Origin of the sequence: Methylosinus sp. sav-2, from assembly GCF_004366495.1 — a bacterium.
Taxonomy (GTDB): Bacteria; Pseudomonadota; Alphaproteobacteria; order Rhizobiales; family Beijerinckiaceae; genus Methylosinus.
Genome location: NZ_SOEJ01000017.1, coordinates 31,091 through 57,432 on the forward strand (window position 1 = coordinate 31,091; position 26,342 = coordinate 57,432).

General features: G+C 64.8%; 22 protein-coding genes and 2 tRNA genes. 8 read left to right on the plus strand and 16 right to left on the minus strand.

Annotation, left to right across the window (positions count from 1 at the left end):
• Positions 1-4: 4 nt before the first annotated feature.
• The 6 genes from accB to EDE12_RS18850 all read right to left on the minus strand — a co-directional run bounded on the left by accB (position 5) and on the right by EDE12_RS18850 (position 8,345).
• A complete protein-coding gene (gene accB, locus EDE12_RS18825; protein ID WP_024880771.1) occupies positions 5-532 on the minus strand; it encodes an acetyl-CoA carboxylase biotin carboxyl carrier protein in 528 nt (175 codons plus the stop codon).
• Positions 533-538: 6 nt separating this feature from the next.
• Positions 539-982, minus strand: coding sequence for a type II 3-dehydroquinate dehydratase (gene aroQ, locus EDE12_RS18830; RefSeq protein ID WP_024880772.1), 444 nt, complete (start codon positions 980-982; stop codon positions 539-541).
• 82 nt (positions 983-1,064) lie between these two features.
• On the minus strand, positions 1,065-1,856 hold the full coding sequence (locus tag EDE12_RS18835) for a DsbA family protein (RefSeq protein ID WP_024880773.1): 792 nt from the start codon (positions 1,854-1,856) through the stop codon (positions 1,065-1,067).
• Positions 1,857-1,903: 47 nt separating this feature from the next.
• The gene (locus EDE12_RS18840) at positions 1,904-4,540 is read right to left on the minus strand and encodes an LPS-assembly protein LptD (RefSeq protein WP_024880774.1); all 2,637 of its coding nucleotides are present in this window, start codon (positions 4,538-4,540) and stop codon (positions 1,904-1,906) included.
• Entirely contained in the window at positions 4,540-5,625 is a 1,086-nt protein-coding gene (lptG, locus tag EDE12_RS18845; RefSeq protein ID WP_024880775.1) for an LPS export ABC transporter permease LptG, read from the minus strand. The genes EDE12_RS18840 and lptG overlap by 1 nt, the downstream gene beginning before the upstream one ends.
• Positions 5,626-6,086: 461 nt before the next feature.
• On the minus strand, positions 6,087-8,345 hold the full coding sequence (locus EDE12_RS18850; RefSeq protein ID WP_051592532.1) for a TonB-dependent siderophore receptor: 2,259 nt from the start codon (positions 8,343-8,345) through the stop codon (positions 6,087-6,089).
• 837 nt (positions 8,346-9,182) lie between these two features.
• On the opposite strand from EDE12_RS18850, the gene EDE12_RS18855 reads away from it, so the two are divergent.
• Both EDE12_RS18855 and EDE12_RS18860 read left to right on the plus strand, forming a co-directional pair.
• A complete protein-coding gene (locus EDE12_RS18855) occupies positions 9,183-9,875 on the plus strand; it encodes a response regulator transcription factor (RefSeq protein WP_024880779.1) in 693 nt (230 codons plus the stop codon).
• A complete protein-coding gene (locus EDE12_RS18860) occupies positions 9,872-11,239 on the plus strand; it encodes a HAMP domain-containing sensor histidine kinase (RefSeq protein ID WP_024880780.1) in 1,368 nt (455 codons plus the stop codon). Before EDE12_RS18855 ends, EDE12_RS18860 begins: the two co-directional genes overlap by 4 nt.
• Before the next feature lie 160 nt (positions 11,240-11,399).
• Here the strand turns inward: EDE12_RS18860 and EDE12_RS18865 are convergent.
• Both EDE12_RS18865 and EDE12_RS18870 read right to left on the minus strand, forming a co-directional pair.
• Positions 11,400-11,475 (minus strand) — tRNA-Glu (locus tag EDE12_RS18865).
• Between the two features lie 108 nt (positions 11,476-11,583).
• Positions 11,584-13,143, minus strand: a complete 1,560-nt coding sequence (locus EDE12_RS18870; RefSeq protein WP_026599182.1) for a leucyl aminopeptidase — start codon at positions 13,141-13,143, stop codon at positions 11,584-11,586.
• 349 nt (positions 13,144-13,492) lie between these two features.
• Between EDE12_RS18870 and EDE12_RS18875 the strand changes: the two genes are divergently transcribed.
• Positions 13,493-14,707 (plus strand): MFS transporter, encoded by a 1,215-nt coding sequence (locus EDE12_RS18875; RefSeq protein WP_026599183.1) that lies wholly within the window; start codon positions 13,493-13,495, stop codon positions 14,705-14,707.
• A 27-nt stretch (positions 14,708-14,734) separates the two neighbouring features.
• Here EDE12_RS18875 and EDE12_RS18880 read toward each other — a convergent pair whose 3' ends face one another.
• Genes EDE12_RS18880 through EDE12_RS18885 form a run of 3 tightly spaced genes read right to left on the minus strand, consistent with a single transcriptional unit; the run spans position 14,735 to position 16,979 of the window.
• Positions 14,735-15,274 carry an NYN domain-containing protein gene (locus EDE12_RS18880; protein WP_024880784.1) on the minus strand — a complete coding sequence of 180 codons (540 nt, stop codon included), beginning with the start codon at positions 15,272-15,274 and terminating at the stop codon, positions 14,735-14,737.
• 40 nt (positions 15,275-15,314) lie between these two features.
• Entirely contained in the window at positions 15,315-15,458 is a 144-nt protein-coding gene (locus EDE12_RS21955) for a hypothetical protein (RefSeq protein ID WP_157096124.1), read from the minus strand.
• 39 nt (positions 15,459-15,497) lie between these two features.
• Complete coding sequence (locus tag EDE12_RS18885) at positions 15,498-16,979, minus strand: glycosyltransferase family 1 protein (RefSeq protein WP_245275797.1); 1,482 nt, start codon at positions 16,977-16,979, stop codon at positions 15,498-15,500.
• A gap of 227 nt (positions 16,980-17,206) precedes the next feature.
• Between EDE12_RS18885 and EDE12_RS18890 the strand changes: the two genes are divergently transcribed.
• Both EDE12_RS18890 and EDE12_RS18895 read left to right on the plus strand, forming a co-directional pair.
• Positions 17,207-18,070 carry a DUF6502 family protein gene (locus EDE12_RS18890; protein ID WP_036291092.1) on the plus strand — a complete coding sequence of 288 codons (864 nt, stop codon included), beginning with the start codon at positions 17,207-17,209 and terminating at the stop codon, positions 18,068-18,070.
• Positions 18,067-19,245, plus strand: coding sequence for a DUF5666 domain-containing protein (locus EDE12_RS18895; RefSeq protein WP_134188227.1), 1,179 nt, complete (start codon positions 18,067-18,069; stop codon positions 19,243-19,245). Before EDE12_RS18890 ends, EDE12_RS18895 begins: the two co-directional genes overlap by 4 nt.
• A gap of 180 nt (positions 19,246-19,425) precedes the next feature.
• Here the strand turns inward: EDE12_RS18895 and EDE12_RS18900 are convergent.
• Positions 19,426-19,502 (minus strand) — tRNA-His (locus EDE12_RS18900).
• Positions 19,503-19,663: 161 nt separating this feature from the next.
• On the opposite strand from EDE12_RS18900, the gene EDE12_RS18905 reads away from it, so the two are divergent.
• Positions 19,664-20,488, plus strand: coding sequence for a carbon-nitrogen hydrolase family protein (locus EDE12_RS18905; RefSeq protein ID WP_026599186.1), 825 nt, complete (start codon positions 19,664-19,666; stop codon positions 20,486-20,488).
• Positions 20,489-20,722: 234 nt separating this feature from the next.
• Positions 20,723-21,061 (plus strand): integration host factor subunit alpha, encoded by a 339-nt coding sequence (locus EDE12_RS18910; RefSeq protein ID WP_024880789.1) that lies wholly within the window; start codon positions 20,723-20,725, stop codon positions 21,059-21,061.
• Between the two features lie 71 nt (positions 21,062-21,132).
• Here the strand turns inward: EDE12_RS18910 and EDE12_RS18915 are convergent, their stop codons facing one another.
• Together EDE12_RS18915 and EDE12_RS18920 are read right to left on the minus strand one after the other, a co-directional pair.
• On the minus strand, positions 21,133-21,879 hold the full coding sequence (locus EDE12_RS18915; RefSeq protein ID WP_024880790.1) for a YebC/PmpR family DNA-binding transcriptional regulator: 747 nt from the start codon (positions 21,877-21,879) through the stop codon (positions 21,133-21,135).
• A 136-nt stretch (positions 21,880-22,015) separates the two neighbouring features.
• Positions 22,016-22,507, minus strand: coding sequence for a DUF4265 domain-containing protein (locus EDE12_RS18920; RefSeq protein ID WP_051592534.1), 492 nt, complete (start codon positions 22,505-22,507; stop codon positions 22,016-22,018).
• A 212-nt stretch (positions 22,508-22,719) separates the two neighbouring features.
• Between EDE12_RS18920 and EDE12_RS18925 the strand changes: the two genes are divergently transcribed.
• A complete protein-coding gene (locus EDE12_RS18925; protein ID WP_026599187.1) occupies positions 22,720-23,058 on the plus strand; it encodes a YidB family protein in 339 nt (112 codons plus the stop codon).
• Positions 23,059-23,211: 153 nt separating this feature from the next.
• On the opposite strand, the gene EDE12_RS18930 is transcribed toward EDE12_RS18925, so the two are convergent.
• Together EDE12_RS18930 and mutL are read right to left on the minus strand one after the other, a co-directional pair.
• Positions 23,212-24,279 carry a hypothetical protein gene (locus EDE12_RS18930; protein WP_026599188.1) on the minus strand — a complete coding sequence of 356 codons (1,068 nt, stop codon included), beginning with the start codon at positions 24,277-24,279 and terminating at the stop codon, positions 23,212-23,214.
• A 147-nt stretch (positions 24,280-24,426) separates the two neighbouring features.
• Entirely contained in the window at positions 24,427-26,271 is a 1,845-nt protein-coding gene (gene mutL / locus EDE12_RS18935; RefSeq protein WP_026599189.1) for a DNA mismatch repair endonuclease MutL, read from the minus strand.
• Between the last annotated feature and the right edge of the window lie 71 nt (positions 26,272-26,342).

The window sequence follows — 26,342 nt, forward strand, 5'->3', positions numbered from 1 at the left end:
CGCCCTACTCGATCACGAGGAGCGGTTCGCCATATTCGACCGGCTGTCCGTCTTCGACCAATATGGCCGTCACCACGCCGCCCTTGGGCGCGACAATGTCGTTGAAGGTCTTCATCGCCTCGATGAGCAGCAGCTTGTCGCCGGCGGTGACGCGGGCGCCCACCTCGATGAAAGGCTTGGCGTCCGGGCTCGGCCGCAGATAGGCGGTGCCGACCATGGGCGATTTCAGCGCATCGGCGTGCTCGGCCGGCGCGGGCGCAGCGGGCCGGGCTGCGGGCGCCGGAGCGGCGATCGGCGCCGGCGCATAGGCTGCGGCCGGCAGAGCGATGGTCGCATGGGCGGGCGCTGCCGGTGTGCGCGCGGCGCGAATGCGCAGATCGCCCTTCTCGACCTCGATCTCGGTCAGATCGCTCTCGGCGAGCAGGCGCGCGATCTCACGCAGCAGCTCGGTGTCGACGCCGGCGGCTCCGGCGGCGGCTTTGGGTTTTGCGGCAGGGGTGGAGGGGCGACGAGTTTGAACTTTGCGCGCCATGATTGCTCAGGTCTTTCTTTCTTCTCGATCGAACAATGCGTTCAACGCCAACACATAGGAATCGGCTCCGAAACCGGCGATGACGCCGCGAGCCACAGGCGCGATGTAGGAGTGCCGCCGAAAGCTCTCCCGTGCATGCACATTGGAGAGATGCACCTCGACGACGGTCGCTCCCGAGCCCTTTATGGCGTCGTGGAGCGCGATCGACGTATGGGTGAAGGCTCCGGCGTTCAGAATGACCGGCGCGCCGGCCTTGCCCGCCTCTTGTATCCAATCCACGAGGTCGCCCTCATGGTTGGACTGCCGGAACAAAAGCTCGATCCCGCGGGCGGCGCAAATCTCGGCCAGCCGCGTTTTTATATCGTCGAGCGTCGCGCGGCCGTAGACGTCGGGCTCGCGCGTCCCGAGCAGATTGAGATTTGGACCGTTTAGAACGTGGACGGCGGGCATAAAGGGTCCTGACGAAGGGCGCGCGCCGCGCCGGCGCGCCCCTTCTAGCGTCATTGCCGCCGCGAAGGAAGCCCCGCCTCCGTCAGCAGACGGTCTTGCCGCATTTGCGAGTATTTTCGATCTTGGCTTTGAGCGGCTGGAAGCCGACCGCGCCAATGATCACTTCCTTGCCCAGAACCCAGGAGGGCGTGCCGGTCAGATTGAGGCTGTCGGCCAGCTCCATCACCTCTTTGATCGAGGCCTTGACCTCGGGGCTCTTGGAATCTTTCTCGAGCTTGGCGGTGTCGACGCCCAGCTCCTTGGCGACGGCGATCGCCTGCGCCTTGCCGACGGCGCCGCGCGTATTGAGCAGCTTGCGGTGGAATTCGTAGAATTTCTCCGGCTTGAGCTGCAGGCGCGCCGCGGTCGCGATCTCCGCCGCCTCGACCGAGCCGGCGCCGAGCACCGGGAAATCCTTCAGCACGACGCGCAGCTTGGGGTCGCCCTCGATGAGCTTGGCGACATCGTCCAGCGCGCGTTTGCAATAGCCGCAGTTATAGTCGAAGAATTCGACCAGGGTGACGTCGCCGGACGGATTGCCGATCACCGCCTGGCTGGCGGAGTTGAACAATTTGTCCGCGCCTTGAGCCACCGCCTTCTGCCGCGAATCGGCTTCCGCGACCTTCTGGCGGCGGTCGAGCTCGTCTATGGCGTCCCGAATCACCTCCGGATTGGCGAGGAGATAGTCGTGGACGATCTTCTCGATCTCGGCCTTTTGCGGAACGGCGGTCTCGGCGCGCAGCGGCGCGGCGATGGCGGCGAGGCCGATGACCGCGGCGGCCGCGGCGCGGGCCAGAGCGCTCTGGTCGAAGATTTTGGCGAGCCGCAGCGGCATGGGAAATCTCCTCGAAGGGTTCGGAACGTCGTCACGACGTTCGCTCGTCAGGGCTGAGTGCGCACGCCGTCATTGAGCTGGAGCGAGCCGAGCCCGTAGTTGAACTTGGCGTCGCCCAGCGTGCGCAATTGCAGCGACACCATGATCGTCTGGTTCCGCGAGAGTCCGCTCGAGGTGTTCCCTTGGAAAACCGACGAATAATTGATGGAGAAGGTGGTGCACTCGTCCTTGTAGCCGCCCCCCAGGCCTAGCGCGGCGACCGAGAACAGCGGAGCCGATCCCGTGATGGTGCTGCCCGTCAGCGTGATATTCGTCGCCGGCGAGACGGTCAAGGAATTGTAGAGATAGCGGCTCATGTCGAAAGTGGCGGAGCCGGTGAGAAAATAATTCTTGGTGATATCGTAGCGGCCGTTCACCGACATGCCCTGACGGCGCTGGTCGAAGCCGATGACCGCCTGCGACGCGTAATTGGCGTATTGCAGATTGACCGTGAGCGGATCGAGCTTGAACGAGGCGACGACATCTATGCGCCGGCCGCGCAATCCGTCCGGATCGAAGCGCCCTTTGCCGACGATGCTGAAGAATGAGGTGGGCGCGATGGCGAGGCGGCCGACCCAGTCCGATGTGCGCGTGTCGAGGCCGGAGGCGAGGCCCACATTGGCCGCATCCGCGGTGGAATAGCCGTTCTTGCCGGCGAGCTGCCGCGACTGGCCGGCGAGCGCGTTGACGAAGCCGCCATTGGCGAAAGTCATGGTCGCCTGGCCGCCGTAATTGATGCGCGTGCCGGTCTCGAAACGGTCGTAGCCGGAATATTTGCTCCATTCGAACAGGTTGGAATCGTCGAAGACGAGGCTCTGCGCGTCCATGTTGACGAGCGAGGGGATCGACGACTGGTTCGGCCGCGCCACCACCTGGGCGATCGGCTCGACGACGAGATCGCCGAGACTGCTGCGCGCGAGAATGGGATAGCGCCATTCGACGCCGCCGCCCGGCGTCGCCTGACCGCGAAACACGCTGTCCGAGCCATTGACGAACAGCGACTGCGCCGAATTGGGAATCGGCTGCCAATAGCTGTTGTAGGCGGCGTAGGAATTACTGGTGTCGTAGTTGAGATAGGAGCCCGTCACGCGCGTGAAGGCGAAAGGCGTCCAGGAGCCGCCGAGCGGATCGATGATTCGGCGCTGCCAGGAGGCCATCGCCGTGGCGTGCTCGTAATTGCCGCCAACGCCGCGCAGCAGACAGCCACTCTTATAGGGGTCGGCCGAGGGCGAGTAGAGCTGGCAGACATTGTAGAGGCCATAGGCCGAATCGAGCGTGCGCGGCTGAATCGACTCGTAATTGGCGATGCTGGCCGAGGTGCTGGTGAAATTGGCGTCCAGCGTGATCTGCCCGCCAATGCCGAATGTCTTGGCCGGATCGACGTCGAAAGCGCGATTATAGTCGAGCAGCGGATGCACGACCGGCTGCTGCGCCTGCACGTCGGTCGCGGACAGTCCCTGGAAGTAATAGCCGCGCAGGTCGAAATAGCTGCGCGGCCCCTGCCCCGTCAGATAGACGGTGGAGGACGCCTCGCGGAAGAAGTAGTTCTGCAGGAAGCTGTTGTACTGCTTGTAGTCCTGCAGGAAATAGCGATCGCTGAGCGCGGTGACGTCCCAGCCGAAGCGCCAATTGTCATTGAGCGCGAATTCGCCATTCGAATAGATCGAGCCGCGCCAACGTTCGTTGCGCGCGCCATAGGGCGCGATGGTGAAGGCGCTGGGGTCGCTGACATGCGTGCCCTCGGCGCGGATAATATAGGAGCCGTTCTCCAGCCGCTGGCGGAACTCGGCCGAGAGGAAGGCCCCCTGCCGGGTGAAGCCGGTCGGCGTGATGGTGAGGTCGTAATCGGGCGCGATCGCCCAATAATAGGGCACGCCGACGCCGAAGCCGAGCTGCTGGCGATAGGTCAGCTGCGGGTTGAGAAAGCCGGACTTGCGCTTGACCGAGGGATCGGCCGACCAGAAATAGGGGAGATAGGCGATCGGCGTCCCGAACAATTCGAGCGAGGCGTCCTCGTAATAGATCACCTTCTCGTCATTGTCGTGGATGATGCGCTTAGCGTGCACCGTCCACAGCCGCGGCTTGGTCGGATCGTCCTGACAGGCGTCGCAGGCCGTGTAGGCGCCCTGGTCGAAGGTCGTGACATCGCCCGTGCGCTCGGCGTGGGGCGCGGTGAAATGGGTGCTTTCGGCGCTCTCGACCTGCAGGCTTTCGATGAAGCCGTTCTTGAAGTCGTCGGTGAAGTCGAAGCGCTCGGCATAGGCGACCGTTCCGTCCTTCTCCGTCAGCTTGGCGTGGCCCTCGGCGAAGACGCGCTGCGTATTGCGGTCATAGATGACGCGATCCGCCTCCAGCACCCGGCCCTTGTAGTAGATCTGCACGGAGCCGCGCGCGGTGACGACATTGCGGCGCTCGTCATAGGCGAGCTCCTTGGCCTCCACCACCATGCGCTGCGCGCTCTGCGGCGGCGGCGCGGCCAAAGGCTGCGCGCGCGCGGCGATGGGCGCGGCGGCGAGGAGCGCGGCCAGGGCCGGCAAAAGAATGGGGATGATGTTTGAGACGCGACGCGACGAGGCTTGCGCGGAGCGGATGCGCTCCGCGCTCGGCCTATGTTCGCGAGTGCGGCGACGACGGCGAAGGCCCATCAGCCGTCCTCCGAATGCAAGAGAGCGAGCGCACCCAACATGCTTCCGACGAGAGCAGGCGACCAAGCAGCGACGAGCGGGCTTATGACGCCTGCGCCACCCAGATCGGAAAAGATTTTCGTGCCGATATAAAGCACGAAGCCCGACGCGACGCCACCCGAAATGGTCCGCGCGATTCCGCCGAATCGAAAGAATCTTAATGAAAAGGAAGCGGCCACGAGAACCATGGCGACGAGCAGCAGCGGTCGCGCGAGAAGTGTCTGAAACTGCAGCGCATAGCCGGTCGGATCGAGCCCGGCGTCGCGGCTGCTGTCGCCGAGTCGCGGCAGATCCCAGAAGGGCGCCCCCTGCGGCGGCGTGGCGGCGGAGGCGAGCTGCTCGGGCGTCAGATCGGTGGCCAGCAGATAGGAGCCGACGGCGCGCGATTCCTCCCCCGGCGCGCTGACGCGGGCGTCCTCGAGCACGAAGACCCCGGCCTGCAGCCGCGCCCGATGCGCCTCGACGCGCTCCAGGAAGACGCCGTCCTTCTGATAGACATTGACGCTGACGCCATCGAGCGCGAGCCCCCCTGCCCGCACATCGACCGCATGCATGATCGCCTGGCCGTCGACGCCATTGAGGCGGAACCATTTGCCGTGATCGATGCGCACGCTGCCCTCGACGCCGAAAAGATCCAGCTCCATCTGGTCGGAGCGCATCTTCATCATGGCGGAGACAGGATTATAGAGTGTGACCGAGACGATCCCGATCGTCGCCGCCACCAGCGCCGGCGGCAGCAGGAACTGCCAGACCGACATGCCGGAGGCGCGGGCCACCACCAGCTCGAGCTTGCGGGTGAGGTCGACGAAGGTCGCCATGGAGCCGAACAGGACAGCGAAGGGGAGAATCATCTCCGCCGTGGCCGGGACGCGCAGCAGCGTCATCAGCGCCACCGTGCCGGCCCCCGCCTGCGGAACGTCGCCGGCGCGCCGCAGCAGCTCCACGAAATAGACGACGAACATCAGGCAGAACATGGTGACGAAGATCGCCATGATCGTCTTGGTGAAGCGCGCGGCGAGATAGCGCGTGATGGTGACGCCGATCATGCGGCCCTCGCGCGGCGCGACGGCGCCGGCACATGTCGCGCAGAATCGATCGCCATCGCCTGTCGCCGCCCTCCCCCCGATGCGCCCCGCCGTCGGCGCGCCTGTTCCGAGCCGCTTGGCTAGACGCTCCGCCGTCGCGGCGCAAGCCGAGGCCGGCGCCAGGGTCGATCGGCGGCCAAGGCAAGCTGCCCCCCGCTCGAGGCTTTTCCTGGGCAAAGCGCCCGCCCGCCGCCGCTACCCTCAGGAATATCGCCGCGCCCCTCCCCATCGCTTCGGCCGGATGTCGGCCTCCCCGGCCCGGCGCGCTTTTCGGCGCCCTCCTGCCGCGTCGATTCCGCTTGCGGACGCCAATATCTCTCCGCATGCGAGCATGCCGCCGGTCAGCTCGACAATGACGAGAAATCCCGCCATCGCCGAGCCCACCCAGCGATGCGCCCGCGCCCGGAGGGCGCGAGAGACCGTCAGAACTCCATGCGGATGGAGCCCTTGAATGTTCGCGGCGTTCCGACGCCAATCTGGAACTGACCTCGGTTGCCGGTGGGGTAATAGCGCGTGTCGGCCAGATTTTCGACATTGAGCTGCGCGGTCAGCTTGGTCCCGTAGAGGTTCCAGCTATAGGACGCGAGCAGATTGAAGATGGCGTAGCCGGGAACATGATAGCTGTTCAGGCTGTCGCCGTAGGATTTGCTACGGGCGTTGACGCCGCCGCCGAATTTCAGGCCCTTCCAATCGCCGTCCTGCAATTCGTAGGTCGTGAACAGATTGCCCATGTGACGGGACACATCCGCCGGGATGAAGCCGGTGAAGCCCTTGAAGCTGACCGTATTGCCGAGCGGATCGCTGACGACGCCCTCGTCCTTGGCGACGATCGAGTCGATATAGGAATAGCCGCCGATCACCTTCCAACCGGGCAGAATCTCGCCTGCGACATCCAGCTCCACGCCTCTGTTGCGAATCTCGCCCGTCGCGACGCGGTAGCCGAGAGCGGCTCTGGTCGGATCGGGGTCCGACACGCCGACATGCTGCTTGATGAGATTGTAATAGGCCAAAGTCGCAGTGAGGCGCTTGTCGAACAGCTCGGTTTTGACGCCGACCTCCCATTGCTGCGCAGTCTCGGAAGGCAGAATTTGCTGTGTCGGCCCGGCGGGGCCGGAGACGCCGCCGGCGGAGCCGAAGTTCTCGAGATAGCTGCCATAGAGGCTCACTTCCTCGATCGGCCGCCACAGCAGGCCGAAGCGCGGCGTGACGCGTTGAGAATTATTGCCGAGCTGCTCGCCGTTTCCGTCATAGGCGTTCGAATGCGTGATGGCGCGGTCGTAGCGAGCTCCGGCCAACACGAACAGATTGTAGGGAAGCTTCAGCTGATCTTGAACATAGAATCCGTACCAGTCTTCTCGGTTGATCGAGGTCGAGCCGGGAAGGAAGCTATTGTATTGGCTGAGAGTGGTCGGCGTGACGCTATGGATCGGAAACAGATAGTCGATGTTCGACTGCCGAATTTTCGATGCGCCGAAAAATGGATTGAACGCCCGATTGGAGAAGTAATCGCCGCCGACCAGCACCGAATGCTCGACGCCATAGGTTTCGAATCTTCCCGTGAGATCGAGATTTAAATTCACGCTGTCTCGCACGCCGCTATTGGCGATCGCGACGCGGCTCAGTTGCGTCGGCGAATTGGCTGCGAATCCGACCGGAACCACCAAGTAATTGTCCGAGTGATAGACAATGCCTTCGAAGCGATTGGTCAGCGTCCAATCCTCCGAGAATTTATGCGAGAAATTATAACCGTATTTCACGGTCTCGACATTCATCGAGGAGTTCGGATCGTTGAATGCGCGCTCGCGCGGCAGAAAGGCCGCCGGACCCACGCCGAACACCAATGAGAGCGGATCGTATTTGGTGAATCCGAACGTGCCGACATCGAAGGGAATGGCTTGACGGCCATATTGCAGATTGAATGTTATTTGTGTCGCGGCGTCGATATTCCATCGCACGACCGGCGAGACGAAGTAATTTCGTGAATAGTTCGTCTCGTGAAAAGAATGCTCTAGATCCGCCTCCGCCGTCAGCCGATAGAGCAGCGTATCGTCTTTCGTCAGAGGACCGGTGGCGTCCAGCGTCGTTCGGTAGGAATCATACGAACCGATTTGCTGCTGGATGACGTAATGCGGAACCGCCTCGGGCTGCTTGGTGACGACGTTGACGATGCCGCCGGGGTCCGCGCGGCCATAGAGGATGGAGGCCGGCCCCTTGAGAACCTCGACCTTCTCGACATTGATCAGTGACGACGTTCCGGGCAGGCCGCTCTGCAACCGCAGCCCATCGGTATAGACATAGGGGGTCGTGAAGCCGCGGATCTGAAATTGATCATTGCCGCCGATATAGCCGGAATCGAATGAGCGAACGCCGCTGACATTGTCCACCGCGCGCGCCAGCGTCGTCGCCTGTTGATCCAGCAGCACCTGCTGCGGCACGACTTGCACCGAGACCGGCGTCTCCATGATGGACGTATTGGTCTTGAGCGCCGTTGTTGCGCTTTTGGGGTGGTAGCTGGTCTTTTCCGCCTCGGCGCGCGCAGACTGCGCTGTGGGCCGCACTGGCCCCGCCGCAGCGCCAATGTCGATCGCCGGCAACGACTCCTGCGCCAGAGCGGGATGGATCGAGGACAAGGCCATGAGCGCGCCGGCGGATGCGCCGCGCAACAGGATGGAACGAAGCATAGAATATCTCCTTGCGCGGCGATCGACGCCCGCATGAACGGTGACGAGATGGTTGGACCCGAGGGTCTTCGTTCAGCCGGTCAGGAGAAAATCGGCGGCGCCTGTGACGACCAGGAGCTGGCCCAACCCGTGGGCGGGCGAACCCTTGTCTCACGCTGCCGAACCGCAGCGACGACGAGCGCCGGCCGAGGCGCGAACGCCTCGCTCTTCTGCGTCGCGCCAGCGAGCGTCGCGCCGTCGAAATCGCGCGCGCCGCAGAGGACGCAGCACTGGGAATGATCGCCAGTTTTTGCGGGAGGCGCATCACTCCTATGCCGGTCGGCCAGGCAAGGAGCGCCGCGAAAGGAGATGGCGAAACCGCCATCGCCGACCCGCGCGAGAGACGGGATCGAAGACGGCCCCGCGGCGAGGCTGAGGAATACGAAGGACAGAGCCAAAATGCCGAAGAGGAACGCAGAAAACGCCGGTCGTCGGCGCCTTTCCGCTTGCTGGCCCTCTCGCGCGATCATCATGACTGCCCATGTCTCAAAAGACCCGTTCGGCCAATGCCATAGCATGTTTGCCTCCGGCTTTGGCCAGGGCGACGCCTCGGGTCGTGAGCTCGAGCATTAAGAGCGAAGTGTCTCGGGAACCTCGCGGCCCTAAAAATACATCAAAAAGGCGGAAGCTGTGGCGCCGGCGCCACAGTCTCGAGGCCGAAGTGTATGAGACTCGCTCCATAACGCATCTCGCCGAGCGCTTTTCCCGGCGGCTCTCCTTCGATATGAAAACGGAGGATGCGTATTTCGGACGCTCGTCGCTCGAGCCGCGCATCGATGACAGCTGGGAGCGGCGCCCATGCGAATTCTTTTGGTGGAAGATCATGCGGCCTTGGCGTCCGAAGTGACGGCCAGGATCGAGCGCGCCGGCTATGGCGTCGATCGAGTCGGCACGAAAGAGGATGCCGCCATCGCGCTCGAGGATCATGCTTATTCGCTCGCCTTGCTGGATAGGCGACTACCCGACGGAGACGGCATCTCTCTGATCGCCCTGCTGCGAAAGAAGCAGCCGGCGATCCGCATTCTGATGCTGACCGCGCTCGATGCGATCGACGATAAAATCGACGGACTGGAGGCCGGAGCCGACGATTATCTCACCAAGCCGTTCAACCTCGACGAAATGATCGCCCGCATTCGCGCGCATCTTCGAAGGCGCAGGGATCAGCCGAGTCCGCCGATCGAGCTCGGGACGCTGTCCCTCGATTTGGACGAGCGCACAGTGTCGATCGCCGGTCGACCCGCTCTGTTCCCACGCAGCGAGCTGATCCTATTGGAGACTTTGCTGCGTCGCGCCAATTGCGTCGTTTCGCGAGAAGCGCTCAACGCCCAGCTCTACGGAAACGAGATCGAGGCGCAGGACCACGCGCTGACGTCGCAGGTGTCGCGCCTGCGCGTTCGCCTGACCCAATTGAAAGCCGGCGTCGAAATTCATTCGGCTCGCTCCCTCGGCTACATCATTCGGGAATCGAAATCGAATGAGGACGAGGCGTGACCAACGCCCCGTCGCTCGCATTGCGCGTTACCGTTCTGCTGACGGCCGCGCAAATTCCCGCATTCGTGTTCGCCTGGATCGTGATGTTCGTTCTAGGACTGGCCAATGTCGGCGGGTTCAATGCGTCATTCGATGAAATGGCGTCTGTTCGCGTAACCGCTCTCGTGGACAACTCATTAGCGCGCGGAGAGGACGGCCTCGGAAAAATCGAGCCGACGCGCGGCCTGCAACTCGAAATGCAGCGCGTTCCCGGTCTGCTCTTCGCCGTGTTCGATCCGGTGCGGATGCGGCCTTTGGCGGGCTCGTCCCCGAAGCTCGTCTCCAAATTGGCGAGCTTGGCCGAGATCCGCGCCGATCATCTCCATTTCACCATGGGCGACGACCAATGGCCGGGCAGCTCCGGTCATATGATGTTTCGCAAGACGCCCATAGGCCTGATGCAAGTTGCGCTCTATGGACAAAAATTTCGGCCCGAAGACATATTTTTCTCCCTTAAGAACGATCTCGCCTGGGTCAGCGCCTATCTGATCGTCGGCATGCTGACGACAGTCGGAGTCGCTTGGATCGTCGTGCGGCGCGGCCTGACGCCCTTGCGAGCGATCGTCGGCGAAGTCGCGCGAATCGACATGAACTCATTGCGCCAGCGATTGCCGACGAGCGGCGTTCCCGTCGAAATCGCGCCTTTGGTGGAGGGAATGAACGAGGCTTTGATGCGCCTCGATGCGGGGGTGGAGCGACAGCGGCGCTTCACCGCCAATGCGGCGCATGAATTGCGCACGCCGCTCGCCATAATGCGCGCGCGCTTGGAGAATGCGAAAGCGTCCACCCTCAAGAGCGAATTGCTGGGCGAGGCGAGCCAGCTTCGGTCGATCGTCGAACAAATGCTGGTCGCCGCGCGGCTGACGGAAGGCCAGACGACGCTCGATCAAAGCATCGATCTCGAGCGATCGGTTCGGCAAATAGTGTCCAACTTTCTGCCGCTCGCGATGGATTGCAATCGATTCATCGATTTCGAGAGCAGCGGGGCGTCGATGCTCGTGCGTGGAAATCAGCGTGCGATCGACTGCGTCGTGACAAATCTCATCGACAATGCGCTTCGCGCCGAGCCGAAAGACGGAACGATTGTGGTTCGAGTCGATGATGACGGAATCGTCGCGATCATCGATCATGGAGAAGGCGTCGCGCCCGCCCTTCGCGAAATGGTCTTCGAAGCCTTCTGGCGAAAAACCGAAACGACGTCCGGCACGGGTCTGGGCCTCGCGATCGCCAAAGAAATTATGGACGCTCATGGCGGCCGCATCTGGGTCGAAGACACTCCCGGCGGCGGCGCGACGTTCAAAATCGCGCTGACGCTATCGCAGTGACAGAAATTCTGATCGGCTCAGCGCCATCTGACGAATGATGGGGAATAGCGCGATCGCGGCAGGCCGCGGGCGTGGCGGCACAGACGCCGAATTTGGACGCCGGTCCACGGACGCGCCACGGCCTCGGGCGCGAGACTAAATTCCAACCGCTTGATTTTATTGGCGCTCCCTACCGGACTCGAACCGGTGTTTTCGCCGTGAGAGGGCGACGTCCTGGGCCACTAGACGAAGGGAGCGGACGAGGGGGTCTATAGACTGCTCCGGTCGGTCGAGCAAGAGGTTATCCGAACCAAATTGCTCGTCATTCACCGCCCCGCCGAAGCCCGGCGGGGCGGCCGGTCTCGTCAGGCCTCGTAATAATCCTTCACCAGGCGGTCCAGCAGCCGCACGCCCCAGCCGGAAGCCCAGCTCTGGTTGATGTCGGAGGCCGGCGAGCCCATGCCCGTGCCGGCGATGTCGAGATGCGCCCAGGGGGTCTTGTCGACGAATCGCTCCAGAAATTGCGCCGCCGTGATCGAGCCGGCGTGGCGGCCGCCCGTGTTCTTCATGTCGGCGAATTTCGAATCGACGAGCTTGTCATAGGCCGGACCCATCGGCAGCCGCCAGAGCTTCTCGCCGGTCGCCTTGCCCGCGTCGAGGATGCGGCCGGCCAGCTCGTCATTGTTTGAGAAGAGGCCGGCGTGCTCCTGGCCCAGCGCCACCAGAATGGCGCCCGTCAGCGTCGCCAGATCGATGATGAAGGCGGGCTTGTATTTGTCCTTCACGTGCCAGAGCGCGTCGGCGAGCACGAGGCGGCCTTCCGCATCGGTGTTGATGATCTCGATCGTCTGGCCGGAGAGCGAGGTGACGATATCGCCCGGCCGCTGCGCCTCGCCCGAGGGCATGTTCTCGACGAGGCCGAGCACGCCGATGACATTGGCCTTGGCCTTGCGCGTGGCGAGCGCGTGGAGAAGGCCGGTCACGGCCGCGGCGCCGGCCATGTCGCCCTTCATATCCTCCATGCTGGCGGCGGGCTTGATGGAGATGCCGCCGGTGTCGAAGCAGACGCCCTTGCCGACGAAGGCGATGGGCTGCGCGCCGGGGGCGCCGCCGTTCCAGCGCAGCACCACCACGCGGCTCGGATGGACGGAGCCCTGGCCGACGCCCAGCAGCGCGCGGAAGCCCAGCGCCTGCAGCGCCGGAACGTCCAGAATCTCCACCTCGACGCCGAGAGCGGCGAGCTTGGCGGCGCGGCGCGCGAACTCTTCCGGGAAGAGGACGTTGGCCGGCTCATTGACGAGATCGCGGGCGATGACGACGCCCTCGGCGAGGCCGAGCGATTGCCCGACCGCGGCGCGCGCGGCGTCAGGATCGGCGATGGCGAGCGCTATGTCGCTCGCGCCGTCGCGCTCCGTATCGTCTTTCTTCTTCTTGGTGCGGTAGAGGTCGAACTTATAGGCGCGCAGCTCCGCGCCGAGCGCGAATTGGCCGGCCGCCGCGGCGGGATCGGCCGGGGCCTCCGGCGGATCGAAGACGACGAGCGCATTCTGGCCCTGGCCGAGCTTGGCGGCCAGCTGGCCGCCGAGGCCGAGAAAATCGTCGAAAACCTCGGCCTTGTCGGCCGAATCGCCCTCAGTGGCGGCGCCGACCCCGATGACCAGCAGACGGCCGACGGAGGGGAGCCCCTGCGGCGCGTAGAGATCGAGCGAGGTTCCGCGCTTGCCGGTGAATTTCGCCGCGGCGGCGGCGCGGCTCAGCTGCGGAAGCGCCTCTTTGAGAATGGTCTCGGATTCCGAGCCGAAGCGAAGCTTGGCTCCCGCGAGGGCGACGAGGACGAGAGGTTTGCCGCCGTCCTCCGGAACCGCCGCAAGGCGGCGCTCCACCTCGCCGAAAGACACAGTCTCGATTTTCACATAGGCGGACATCTTCTAACCTCTCATAGGGAAAACAGGCGCTTGCCGCGGTTACGCGGAGTCGTTGCCGCACTATCGTCCCGACGGCGCCGAGGGTCAACGCTCGTCAGAATTCGACCGCGGTCTCCGCCGGCAACGCCCTCGTCCGGAGCCGGCTCGCGCCGCGCGCTCGTCTCGGGTCTCGACCGCCTCGACCTCGGCTCCATTCGCCGACCTCGGCCCTGCCGGCGGCGCGTCTTCGGGTGGACGACGAAGGCTTTGCCTTTTATGAATCGCCGCCTCGGACGGCGTGCAGCCCCGAGTCGGAATTCCCTCCGTTCAGCCGCGTCCTCGCGCGCTCAGAGGGAGAAAGGCGTCACCCTTGAGCAGATCCGTCGCCGATCGGCCGGAGGCCGGCGCGCCCGCATTTCCCGTGCTGGGCGCGATCAGCTTCTCCCATTTTCTGAACGATATGATGCAATCGCTGCTGCCGGCGATCTATCCGCTGCTGAAAGGCGGGTTCGATCTCGATTTCGGGCAGATCGGCCTGCTCAGCCTCGCCTATCAGATCACCGCCTCGCTGCTGCAGCCGCTCGTCGGCCTCTACACCGATCGCCGCCCGCAGCCTTTTTCACTGGTCGTCGGCATGGGCTCGACCCTGTGCGGCCTGCTCGGCCTCGCCTTCGCGCCGAGCTATCCGGCGCTGCTCGCAGCGGCGATGCTGCTCGGCGTCGGCTCCTCCATCTTCCATCCCGAATCCTCGCGCATCGCCCGCATCGCCTCGGGCGGCGCGCATGGCCTCGCGCAATCGCTGTTTCAGGTCGGCGGCAATTTCGGCTCCTCGCTCGGACCATTGCTCGCGGCTTTCTTCATTCTGCCGCGCGGACAGAGCAGCCTCGCCTGGTTCGCGCTCGTCGCGCTCGGCGGCATTTGCGTGGTGACGCCGCTCGGACATTGGATTCGCAACAATGGCCATGCGCGCAGCCGGTCCGGCGCGGCGACGCGCGCCAGCGTGGGGCTCTCACCGGCGCAGCGCCGCCGCACGCTCGCGGTTCTCATCGCGCTGATGTTCTCGAAATTCGTCTATCTTGCCGGGCTCAGCAATTATTATGTCTTCTATCTGATGAGCCGCTTCGACACGTCGCCGCAGGACTCGCAAATCTATCTGTTCGTCTTTCTCGCCACATCGGCGGGAGGCACGGTCATCGGCGGCGCCATGGGCGATCGGCTCGGCCGCAAGCGCGTGATCTGGGGCTCCATTCTCGGCGTCCTGCCCTTCACTCTCGCCCTGCCCTATGTCGGCCTGCCGGCGACGGTCGGCCTCAGCGCGGTGATCGGCTTCATGCTGTCCTCGGCGTTTCCGGCGATTCTCGTCTATGCGCAGGAGCTGACGCCCAATCGCATCGGCGCGGTCTCGGGCCTCTTCTTCGGCTTCGCATTCGGCATGAGCGGCCTCGGCGCAGCGGCGCTCGGCGCGCTCGCGGATCGGACGAGCATAGAATTCGTCTATCAGATCTGCTCCTTCCTGCCGCTGATCGGACTGCTCGCGATCTTCCTTCCGGCAGGCGACGCAAAGCCGCGCAATGATCGAGCGTGATCGCTCGCGCTCTCCTCGGCCTCTCGATCAGCCGATGGTTTCGATCGAGGCGCGTCGAATCTTGTCCGCTATGGCGCCGATATCGATGAAATCATCCGCCTGGCGTCGCAATTCCTCGGCGATGATCGGCGGATGCGTCTTGATCGTGGAAGCGACGGAGACGCGCACGCCCTTGCGCTGGACCGCGCCGATGAGCGATCGGTAGGCGCCATTGCCCGACACCAATGTCATCGCATCGACATGCTCGGCCATCGCCATGGCGGCGACGGCGAGATCGACGTCTATGCTGCCTTTGAATCGACGGCGGCCGAAGCCATCGACCGTTTCCGCGATCGGCTTCGCGACGACGATATATCCATTATAGGCGAGCCAGTCCGTCAGCCGATTTATGGCTCCATTGGATTGCGAGTCGCTCAACGCCACATAATAGAAAGCCTGGGCGGAGGACGCCTTTCCGCGAAGCGCGCGCAGAAGCCGGGCGTAGTCGAGATCTATGCCGAGACAGCTGACCGTCAGATGAAGATTCGCGCCGTCGATGAATATTGCGCTTCGATCGAAATATCGCATTTTCTGTCTCGTATTCGCATGCGCCGCTCGGACGGCGACGTCAAAAAAGCTCAAAGACGAGAGCTCCGAGAATCAGCAGAAAGCCGGCGAGATCGACGACGACGAGCCCATTGGCCAAGAGCTGGAGAATGCCGTCGGCTTTCTCGACCAGCGGCTGGATCATCATGATGATCGATAGATTCATGCAAGCTCCTCTTGCAGGATGTTTCAAAAAGCGCTCGGCTCATCGGCCATGCGCGGCGAGGCCGGGCGCGCTCGCCGCGCCGACGATTCGCGCCTGATAGGCGTCTCTCGTCACCAGCTCCAGCAGCGCGTCCGCGGCGTCGTCCCATGTGAGGTAAGAGGCTTCGCCGCGCATCGGCGCCTCGCGCGAGAGGCGCAGAATTTCGTGGGCGAGATCGACCGGATCGAGAAGATCGAAGTAGCGGACATCGGGTCCGGCGATTTCATGAAAGACCGGAATATCCGAGGCGATGACGGGAATACCACGCCGGCCGGCCTCGACGAGCGGCAGGCCGAATCCTTCGACCATGGACGGAAAGATCAAGCCGCGGGCATGCTCATAGCAATGTCGAAGATCGGCGTCGCTCGCATCGTTCAGCCAGAAGAGACGGCGGCCGAGCTCGGGATGGTCGTTGATGTCGCGCTGAAGCGCCTCGCTCTGCCAGCCGGGACGGCCGATGATGACATAGCGCGCGTCGAGGACATTGGAGCGCCAAAGAATATCGAAGGCCTCGAGCGCGATCGGATAGGCTTTTCTGGGCTCGAGCGTGCCGACGCTCAAGAAGATGGGCGTGTCGTCCGCTGTTATCTCACGCGCCTCGGCGGAGACGGATTTTTCGGCCTGCTCGTCGAAATCCGCGCCGAGCCGCCACCAGCCGACGCGCAGATCCGGCTTCGTCCGCGCGCCCTCACGCGAGATATAGGCGACGACGTCATCGGCCACGCTTCGCGATATGCAGAGGATGCGATCGCTCTTCAGCACGATGGATTCGAACCATGTCTTGAATTGATCCGTCATCGGCGCGGCGACGCTGAGCGGCTGCGTCAGCGGGATGAGATCATAGACCAAAGTGACGAGCTGTCCGCCGGCGGCCGTCAGCTTTTCGATGATCGGAACATATTCGTCCGTCACCAGCCAGCTCGCGTCCAAGATCAGGAATTTGTCGCCCTTGCGAAATTCTATCGGCGGCAGCGGCGCGCGGCGCTCGAAATAAGGCGCGAGCCGTCCATTCTGGATCACCACGGGAAGCGCGCCTTCGCCGCGCATCGAACGCTTGGCGATCTCGCGAACGACGCGCTGAATCCCCTGATTGCCGCCATGTCGATAGGTCGGCGTCACATCGATGAAGAGCCGTGGCGATGTGGAGTCGAGAATGGCGCAAGTCGGATCGTCGCCGCCGAGCGGATTGCGCGGATGCGACGGAGCGGGAATGCGCTTGCGCGTGCCGTCATGCAGATGCGCCAAGCCGAGGAGGCGCGTCGCGGTCCAGATGAATTCCTTGATCTTCAGATAGCAATGCGCGGTGACGGGATCGATGGCGCCGGCGACGCGCTGGCGATGAAGCTCGAGATGCTCCTTCTGGATCTGCGCAGCGAGATAGAGCGCGATCCGCGTCGCATCGTCCTGCTGGCGCGCGATGTCGTCGGAGAGCCCCGCAGAGCCTGCGTTTTTCAGAAAATCCGGCATTGCATGCATGTTCATGGCTCGAAGTTTCCCGAATGCTCCGACGATCGCCGTCGTCTCGCGCCTCTCGACCCGAGCCATCGTCGGCAGTTCGTCGGGAACGCGCGTTTCAAGCGTGACATTCGCCCGCTTCGCCGGCCCTTCGCGCAGCGTGGGAAAATATCCCACGCACTCTGCGAACAAAAATCCACCCTGTCAAGAGCACGTGGGATTGTATCCCACGCGCCGCCGGGTTACCTTCGATCATGGCCGATAGCGAGGACAATGGGCTTACCGACGCCGCGCGTCTGCAACAGCCGATCGCCCGGCTGCTGCGTCCGCTCGTGCGGCTGCTCATTCGCTACGGCGCGACATTTCCCGCGCTCTGCGATCTGCTGCGCGAGCTCTATGTGAATGTCGCGGTTCACGACTTCGCTCTGCCGGACAAGGAACAGACCGACAGCCGCATCAGCCTGCTCACCGGCATTCACCGCAAGGAGGTCCGGCGCCTCAGAGAGGCCGGCGCGCCGGTGCGGACCGTTCCCGCCAGCGTCTCGCGCACGTCGCAGATCGTCGCTCTATGGCTCGGCGATCGGCGCTTCACCGATAGGAAGGGCGCCCCGGCGCCGCTGCGGCGCGCGGGATCGCAAGGGCGCGGTCCGACCTTCGAATCGCTGGTCGAGGAAGTGACGCGCGACGTGCGCCCGCGCGCCGTGCTCGACGAATGGCTCGATCGCAAAATCGCATCGCTCGATGCGGATGGACGCGTCGTGCTCGGCGAGGCGGCGATCGCGCCCAACAAGGGCGACGAGCGTCAGCTCTACTATTTCGGCCGCAATCTCCACGATCACATAGCGGCGGCGGCCGCCAATATCATTCAGGAGCCGGCGCCTTTCATGGAGCGCGCCGTTCATTACGAAGGTCTCTCGGAGGATGGCGCGCGGCGCCTCGAGGCGCTGTCGCGCGAGCTGGCGATGGAAGGGCTGATCGCGGCAAATCGCGAGGCGCAGACGCTCCAGCGCAGCGGCGAGGAGGGAGGCTGGCGCTGGACCTTCGGCGTCTATGTGTATCGCGAGGATGAGCGGCCTTCGGGCGAGTCGGCGAGCGGAAAGAAGGGCGCGCGCTCGTGAGCCCGTTCCGCCATCCGACCCGACGGCAATTGGCGACGCTGCTCGTCTCGCTTCTCTCTTCCGCCGTGACGCGCGTGCAGGCGGCCGGAGACAAGCCCAAGGACAATGGCATTGGCGGAACCGGCTATATCTCCGTCATTCCCGACCGCGACAATGGCATTGGCGGAACCGGCGTCGTCGGAACCATTCGCGCTTTCGGCAGCATCATCGTCAACGGGCTTCGCGTCTCCTATCCTGCGGACGCCGAGGTGCGCATCGACGGCCGCGCGGCGAACGTCGGCGATCTGCGCATCGGCCATGTCGTCTCGCTGGTGGCCTTCAACGACGGCGGACGATCGACCACGAATAAAATTCAGATTCTGCGCGAGGTCGTCGGCCCGGTGGAGCAAGTCTTCGACCATGGCTTGCGCGTTCTCGGCCAAAGAATCGAATTCGGACGCGGCGCAAGAATCGAGAAGCCGAGCGCCTTCGCCGTCGGCCAGCAGGTGGCGGTGAGCGGCCTTCGCCTGCCGGATCAGACGATCGTCGCGAGCCTCGTGGAAAGAGTGGAGCCCGGCGCCGCCCAGCTCGCCGGCGTCGTCACGCGCGCGTCGGATCGCCGGCTCGCGATCGGCGCGCAGACCTTGTCCGGCGTCGCGGAGGCCATGCTCGGCCAGCGCATATTGGTGCGCGGCGCGGCCGCGGATGGAACTCTGGACGTGACCTCGACATCCGCCGACGCCTGGCTCCCGCGCGGGCCGAGCAATTTTCTGGTGGAGACCTATCTCGAGCGGCGCGGCGCGACAGTGAAGACCGCGAGCGGCCTGACGCTCGGCGGCGGTCATGATCTTTCCTTCCAGGGCGTGGCGCGCGCGGTCGTCGACATAGATGCGACAACGGCGGGCGGCTGGTCGATTCGCTCGCTCAGAACGAGCGAGACGCTCGGCAAGCGCGGCGCCGCCAAGGAGCAGCGCGAGAACCTCGAGCCGCCGAGCCCGACGCGCCGGCCCGCGGACGCATCCCCTGGCGTCGGCGTCCAATTTCCATCCGGCCTAGACTCTCCGGGCGCGCCGGGCGGCTACGGGACTCCTGCAATTCCGACGGGTCCGGTCGGTCACGGCTTTCCGTCTGGGCCGGGCGGCTTCGGCGGCGGCGGCGGCGCGCCGAGCCCCGGCGTCGGACGGCCGGGGCGGTGATTTGCGCGTGTAAAATCGGAGGCGGCGGCGGAGGGTCGCGACGCAGCTAGAGCGCGTTGCGAGCGACTGACAAATTCACGCGCGGAGAGACAGCGCCGAACGGCGAGATTCGAGACCGCGCCAGCCACGTCACGGCTGCGCCCGCGGAAGCCAAGAGCCTCTATTTTTCAGCAGCTTGAATGGTACCGCCACCCCGACTTGAACGGGGGACCCCCAGATCCACAATCTGGTGCTCTAACCAACTGAGCTATGGCGGCACGTCGGCGGGGCGGAAACTAGAAGCATCGTCGCGCCAATGCAATGCAGAAATGCAGGAAGGGAAGCGAAAATTTCCGCGTTTCGCGATCGCCGCGCCGGTCTAGAATGTCGCCTCCCATGGCGGCGGCGCCGCCCCCTCCAGCCCGTGAGACGTGAAGCGATGAAAGTCACCCTGGTCCAGATGAATTCGGTCAGCGACAAAGCCGCCAATCTCGCCGCCGCCCGGGCGCTCATCGACCAGGCCGTTCGCGAGGAGCGGCCGGACTGGATCTGTCTGCCGGAGGTTTTCGACTTCATCGGCGGCAATCGCGCCGACAAGGCCGCCGCCGCCGAGGAGCTGCCCGGCGGCCCCGCCTATTCGCTCTGCAGCGCCCTCGCCCGCGAATATGGCGTCTTCATCCACGCCGGCTCCATTCTCGAGAAGGTCCCCGGCGAGGAGCGCCTCCACAACACCACGGTCGCCTTCGACCGCAGCGGCAGGGAAGTGGCGCGCTACCGCAAGATTCACATGTTCGACATCACCGCCCCGGACGGCGCGCAATATCGCGAGAGCGCCGCCTTCAAGCCCGGCGATGCGGTCGTCACCTATGATTGCGAGGGCCTCACCATCGGCTGCGCCATTTGCTACGATCTGCGCTTTCCCTATCTTTTCCAGGCGCTCGCCGACAAGGGCGCCGATATCGTCGCCCTCCCTTCCGCCTTCACCCTCGTCACTGGCAAGGATCATTGGGAGGTGCTGGCCCGCGCCCGGGCGATCGAGATCCAGGCCTATTTCTGCGCCCCGAATCAGACTGGCGCGCATAAGGCGGGACACGAGACCCGCGCGAGCTATGGCAATTCGTTGATCGCCGACCCTTGGGGCCATGTCGTCGCCCGCGCTTCGGAGGGCGTCGGCCTCGTCTCGACGCGAATCGACCGTGACCGCATCCGTAAGGTCCGCGCCATGATTCCCGTCGCGAGCCATAGGGTGAGCCTGCCCGTTTGAACGGGCGGCAGCCGTGCGTTTACGATCTAACCAGCGGAGCCTTCAGGGGAAATCCCAGGCGCTCTTGCGCGATTCGGCAAAGTGTGGCTACATTATTGTTTAGACTGCCGACAATCCGCAAAACAGGATCGGCGCGCCGCAAAAAAGGCGCCGGCAGAGGGGGGGGGAGCAAAAAATAATGGCCTCGCGAACCAAAAGCCGCGAAGCGGGCAGGCTTGCGCCCGCATCCGTAGCATGACGAAGAAAATCGAGCCAGGGCGCACTTTGACGCGGGCGTCCCTGCGCGAGGCCGTGTACAGCTGTTGTCCAACGCTGTCGCGCGCCGAAGCCCGCCAGATCCTCGACGCCACCTTCGAGGAGATCAGCGAAGCCCTCGTGCGAGGGGAATCGGTCAAGCTGCGATCCTTCGGCAGCTTCAACGTTCGCGCCAAGCGCGAGCGTGTCGGCCGCAATCCCAAGACCGGCGTGGAGGCGCCGATCTGCTCGCGCAAGGTGTTGACCTTCAAGGCGTCGCCCGTGCTCATCGCGCAGGTGAACGGGCTGCCGATCGAGCATTTGGAAGAGGCGGACTGACCGCCGCTTCCACTCGATCGATCGGGGAGGAACGCAAATATGCGAGCGGGGCCGGTCGGCCCCCTCGCCTCTCAGCCCGACAGCTTGGCGACCAGAGCGTCCGACACCTCGAAATTGGCGTAGACGTTCTGCACGTCGTCATTGTCCTCGAGGGCGCCGATCAGCTTGAGGATTTTCTCGCCCGCCTCATCATCGACGGCGACGGAATTCTGCGGCCGCCAAACCAGCGCGGCCTTTTTCGGCTCGCCGAATTTGGCCTCCAGCGCCTTGGCGACGTCGCGCAGGCCCTCGACCGAGGTGATGATGTCATGCGTCTCCTCGCCGACGGCCACATCCTCGGCCCCGGCCTCGATCGCCGCCTCCATCATCGCGTCCTCAGAGGCCGCCTTGCGCGGAAACTCGATGAGGCCGACGCGATCGAACATGAAGGAGACGGCGCCGGTCTCCGCCAGCGCACCGCCCGCCTTGGTGAAATAGGAGCGAATCTCGCCAGCGGTGCGATTGCGATTGTCGGTCAGCGCCTCGATGATGACGGCGACGCCGCCCGGCGCATAGCCCTCATAGCGCACCTCGTCGTAATTCTCGGCGTCGGCGCCCGAGGCCTTTTTGATGGCGCGCTCGATATTGTCCTTGGGCATATTCTCGGCGCGGGCTGCGAGCACGGCGGCGCGCAGGCGGGCGTTCATATTGGGGTCGGGCAGGCCCATTTTGGCGGCGACGGTGATTTCGCGGGCGAGCTTGGAGAAGAGCTTGGAGCGGATCGCGTCCTGCTTGCCCTTCTTATGCATTATGTTCTTGAACTGACTATGTCCCGCCATCGTCCCGGCCCTTGAAATTCCGCTTTCCTGCCCCGCAGGGCGTCGCCGCGTCATATACGCCGGCGCCGCGCGGAAATAAAGGAAGGCGAAGCAGCGTGAAAACGCGGCCTCGAGCTTTCGCCGTCACAGGCGCCGCTCACGAGAGCAGCGGCGTCTCCCTTTCGAAAGTGGAGGAGCCGATCTGATAGAGCCAGAAGCCTTTCGACTCGCCCTCCGCGATGATCGCATGCGCCTCGGCGATATCGACCTTGTCTGGAATATCGACGCTCAGCAGCAGCTTGCGCCCGACGTTGAGGTCGATATGCATGCTCTCATAGGAGCAGCCCATCGCCTTGAGCAGCCGCCAGTCCGAGCCGGCCAGAACCTCCTCGCCGTCGATCAGCAGCATATAGGTCGAATGGCCGCCGCTCCGCACCAAGCCCTTGAAGTCGAAGACATGGCCGTTGGCCCTGGGGACGGCGATCACAATGTCGCGGAACGACACCCCGGTCACGAAATAAGGGGAGTTCAGCAGCCGGAACCGCGTCCAGCCGCTTCCTTCCACCGGCTCGGCCCAGAGCGTTTCCGACGCATGGCCGTGCCAGTCCTCGGGGTCCAGCGGAAACAAGACTTTCGGCTTGCTTTCCACCCTCGCCCCTTCCCTGAAATGCAAGTCTCGGAAGATAAGGAGAAACCCTAGCCGAGCCGGGGGCTCGACGTCAATTCGTCGCCCGCCGCCGCTTCCCCGCCCCTTCGCGGCGGCGCGCCGCATCGACGCGGCCACGCCGCGCCCTAAGTGAGCAGCGTCGCTATGGCCCCTCGGGATCATGGCGCCCCAGCTTCTGCCAAGGAGGATGAAAAATGGGTCTGCTGGACGGAATCATCGGCGGCGCGATCGGCGTCGAGCTCGCCACTCTGATCAACGGCTATATCGAGAAGCGCGGCGGCTTGCAGAACGTGCTCCAAGACTTCGAGAAGAGCGGCTATGGCGAGAAGGTGAAGTCCTGGGTCGGCACCGGCCCGAACATGCCCATCTCCGCCGAGCAGGTGCAGCAGACGCTGGGCTCCGATCGGGTGAAGGAGCTCGGCAATAAATTCGGCATTCCGATGGACAAGGTCTCGGCGGCGCTGGCCGAATATCTGCCCAAGGTCGTCGACAAGGCGACGCCGGAAGGCAAGCTGCCGCCCCAGCAGCACTAGAGTGTTTTCGAGCGAAGTGGGAACCGGTTCGCGTGAAGAAAACACGACAGAACAAGGAGATCGAAAGTGATTCCGGTTCAATATGAACCGGAATCACTCTGAAGGCTCGGAAGAACGCCGGGCGGGGCTAAAGCTCCGCTCGGGCCTGTCTCGTCAGGCGCGTTTCGATTGGGCCGCTTCGCCCGGATCGGCGGCCGTGGCGGCGGCGATCTCCGCCATTCTGGCGCCGAGATCGACGATCGCCTGCCGCAGAACCAGCACCTCGCGGTCGCCCGCCGCCGCCGCCTCGGCGGGCGCTGCGGCCGGGGCCGCCGCCATCGTCTCGCGCAGGCTCGCATGCTCCTTGCGCAGCGCGTCCATCGTCCCTTGCAGCAGCGCATTGTCGGAACGCGCCGTCTCCAGCCGATCGGCGTGGTCGCGCTCCTCCGCGCGGGCGACGCGCAGAGCCGCCTCGAGATGCGCGATCTCGGCCGCGGAGCTGTGCTCCGACGCCGCCAACCGCGCGCGGGTCTCGTCGAGATCCTTCTTCAGATCGGCCGTCTCCAGCACGGCGGCGTCGAGCTCGCGCGTCGTGCGCGCCAGCACGCCGTCGACGGCGGACAGACGCTCCGCCACGGCGGAGGCGGTTGCGAATTCCGTCTGCAGCGCGTCCAGGCGCTGGCGCAGCTCGGCGTTCTGCACATGCAGGCTGGCGATGCTCGACTCATGGGTCACGACCTCGGCGCGGCTCTCCTCGCTGAGGCGGGCGAGCTGCTCCTTGTCCATCTCCACATTGCGCAGATTGTAGATCAACGTCTCGACGCGGTCGGTCATGTCGTGCAGCGCGGTTTCCGTCGATTGCAGCAACGCCGTGCGCTCCTCGAGGAAGCCGCTGGTCTCGTTGAACTTGCGCTCGAATTCATCGCCGCGCGCGACCGCCTGCGTCAGCTCGCCGTCGAGCTGCGCGACGCGCGCGGCGTTGCGGCCGATCTCGACCATATCCTGCGCCTTGGTCGATCGGACCGTCGCCATCTGCTGCTCGAGCCGGCGATAGCGCACGGCCAGCTCGCCGCGCAGCAGATCGCGCTCCGCCACCATTTTCTCGATCGAGAGAGGCGTCAGCATATTCAGCCGGCGCAGCGACAGACGCATGGCCCGCCGCCAGAAGGCGGGCAGGAACATCAATGTGAACAGCCCGGCCGCGAGGAACCCGAGCGCGAAAAACATCGCTTGTTCGATCAAGACGCGGCGTTCCTTCGCTCTGGCTCGGGCGCTGTCATTTCCCTTCGGGGCGCCGAATGTCGCGCCGCGACAATGCCACGTCGCCGACTTGAAATCAAAGCGCTCGGCCGCGCCCGGACTTAAGGGTTTTTCCGCGTCCCGCGCCGATCAGCCGCGGCCGAACAGCTTTTCTATGTCGGCGAGCTTCAACTCCACATAGGTCGGCCGGCCGTGATTGCACTGGCCGGCGCCCGGCGTTTTCTCCATCTCGCGCAGCAGCGCATTCATCTCCTCCGCCGTCAGCCGGCGGCCGGCGCGCACCGAATGGTGACAGGCGACGCGCGCCAAAAGCGCATCGAGCCGCCGCGTCAACCCACGCGCGTCCCCCTCCTCGGCGAGGAGATCGGCGATATCCTCGATGAGCCTTCCGACATCTATGTCGCCGAGCGCCGCCGGCGTCTCCCGCACCAGCGCGGCGCCCGGCCCGAAAGGCTCCAGCGCCAGGCCGAGGGCGGAAAGCTCCTCCTGCGCCGACAGCAGCGCGTCGAGCCGCGTCGCATCCAGCTCGACGACGCGCGGAACCAGCAGCAGCTGGCGGGCGACGCCCTCCGCCTCCCGCTGGGCCTTCAATTTCTCATAGACGAGCCGCTCATGGGCGGCGTGCTGATCGACGATGACCAGCCCGTCCTTGGTCTGCGCGACGATATAGGTCTCGTGCAGCTGCGCCCGCGCCGCGCCGAGCGGGTTCTCCACAGCGGCGGCCGCGGGCGGCGCGGCCGCGGGCCGCGCGTCGGCCGAAGGCAGCCCGACGTCGAAAGCCGCTTGCGGCGGCTCCGCAAAGCCGGCCGGGGCGCTGGGCGAGCTGCGCAAATTCCAGTCGAGCGGCCGGCTGCGCGGCGGCCCGCCGAAGGAAGAGAAGCCCGCGCCGGAAGCGGCCGACCATTCCCGCCCGGGCGTTCTGGCCCGCTCGGCGAGCACATCCAGCGCGGCGCGGGCCGGCGTGTCGGCGCTGCGATGGAGCGCCGAGGCCAGCGCCTCCTTCAGCGCGCCCACCACCAGGCCGCGCGCGCGGCCGGGATCGGAAAAGCGCACCTCCGCCTTGGCTGGATGGACGTTCACATCGACGACGCGCGGATCGCATTCGAGGAACAGCGCCAGCGCCGGATGGCGGTCATGCGAGAGAAAATCGAGATAGGCGGCCCGTATCGCGCCCGAGAACAGCTTGTCGCGCACCGGACGGCCGTTCACATAGACATATTGCATCAGCGCATTGGCGCGATGAAAGGTCGGCAGGCCGGCGAGCCCCTCGAGGCGGAACGCCTCGCGCTCCGCATGCAGCGCGATCGCATTATCGGCGAATTCCGTCCCCAGCGCCTGGGCGATGCGCCGCGCCCGCCCCTCCTCGGACGCCCCGCAGGCGGGATAATCGAAGGAGGCGCCCATATCCGCCGCGAAAGAGAAGCGCACCGCCGGATTGGCCATGGCCAGCCGTTTGACCACATCGGCGACGGCCGCCGTCTCCGCCCGCTCGGTCTTCAGGAATTTGAGCCGCGCCGGCGTCGCCGCGAAGAGATCGCGCGCCTCCACCCGCGCGCCCTTGGGCCAATTGCTGGGTTTGAGCCCGCGCTTCTCGCCCGCCTCCACCCTTATCTGCGCGCCGACCTCGGCGCCGGCCGCGCGCGCGTCGATGGTCAGATCGGCGACCGCGGCGATGGAGGGCAGCGCCTCGCCGCGAAAGCCGAGCGTCGCTATGGCGGTCAGATCGCCATCGGGGATTTTCGAGGTGGCGTGACGCTCGACGGCGAGCGCCAAATCCTCGGCGCTCATGCCGCATCCATCGTCGATCACGCGAATGAGCCGCCGCCCACCCGCCTCTATGGCGACGTCGATGCGCGCGGCGCCGGCGTCGAGCGCATTCTCGACCAGCTCCTTGACGGCGGAAGCCGGCCGCTCGATCACCTCACCGGCGGCGATGCGATCGACGAGAATGGGATCGAGACGGCGAACGCGCATGAAGGGAGCCGGCGGTGAATGGAGCGCGGCAATCTATAGGAGGGGAGCGATTCGGTGAAATGGGGCGGGCG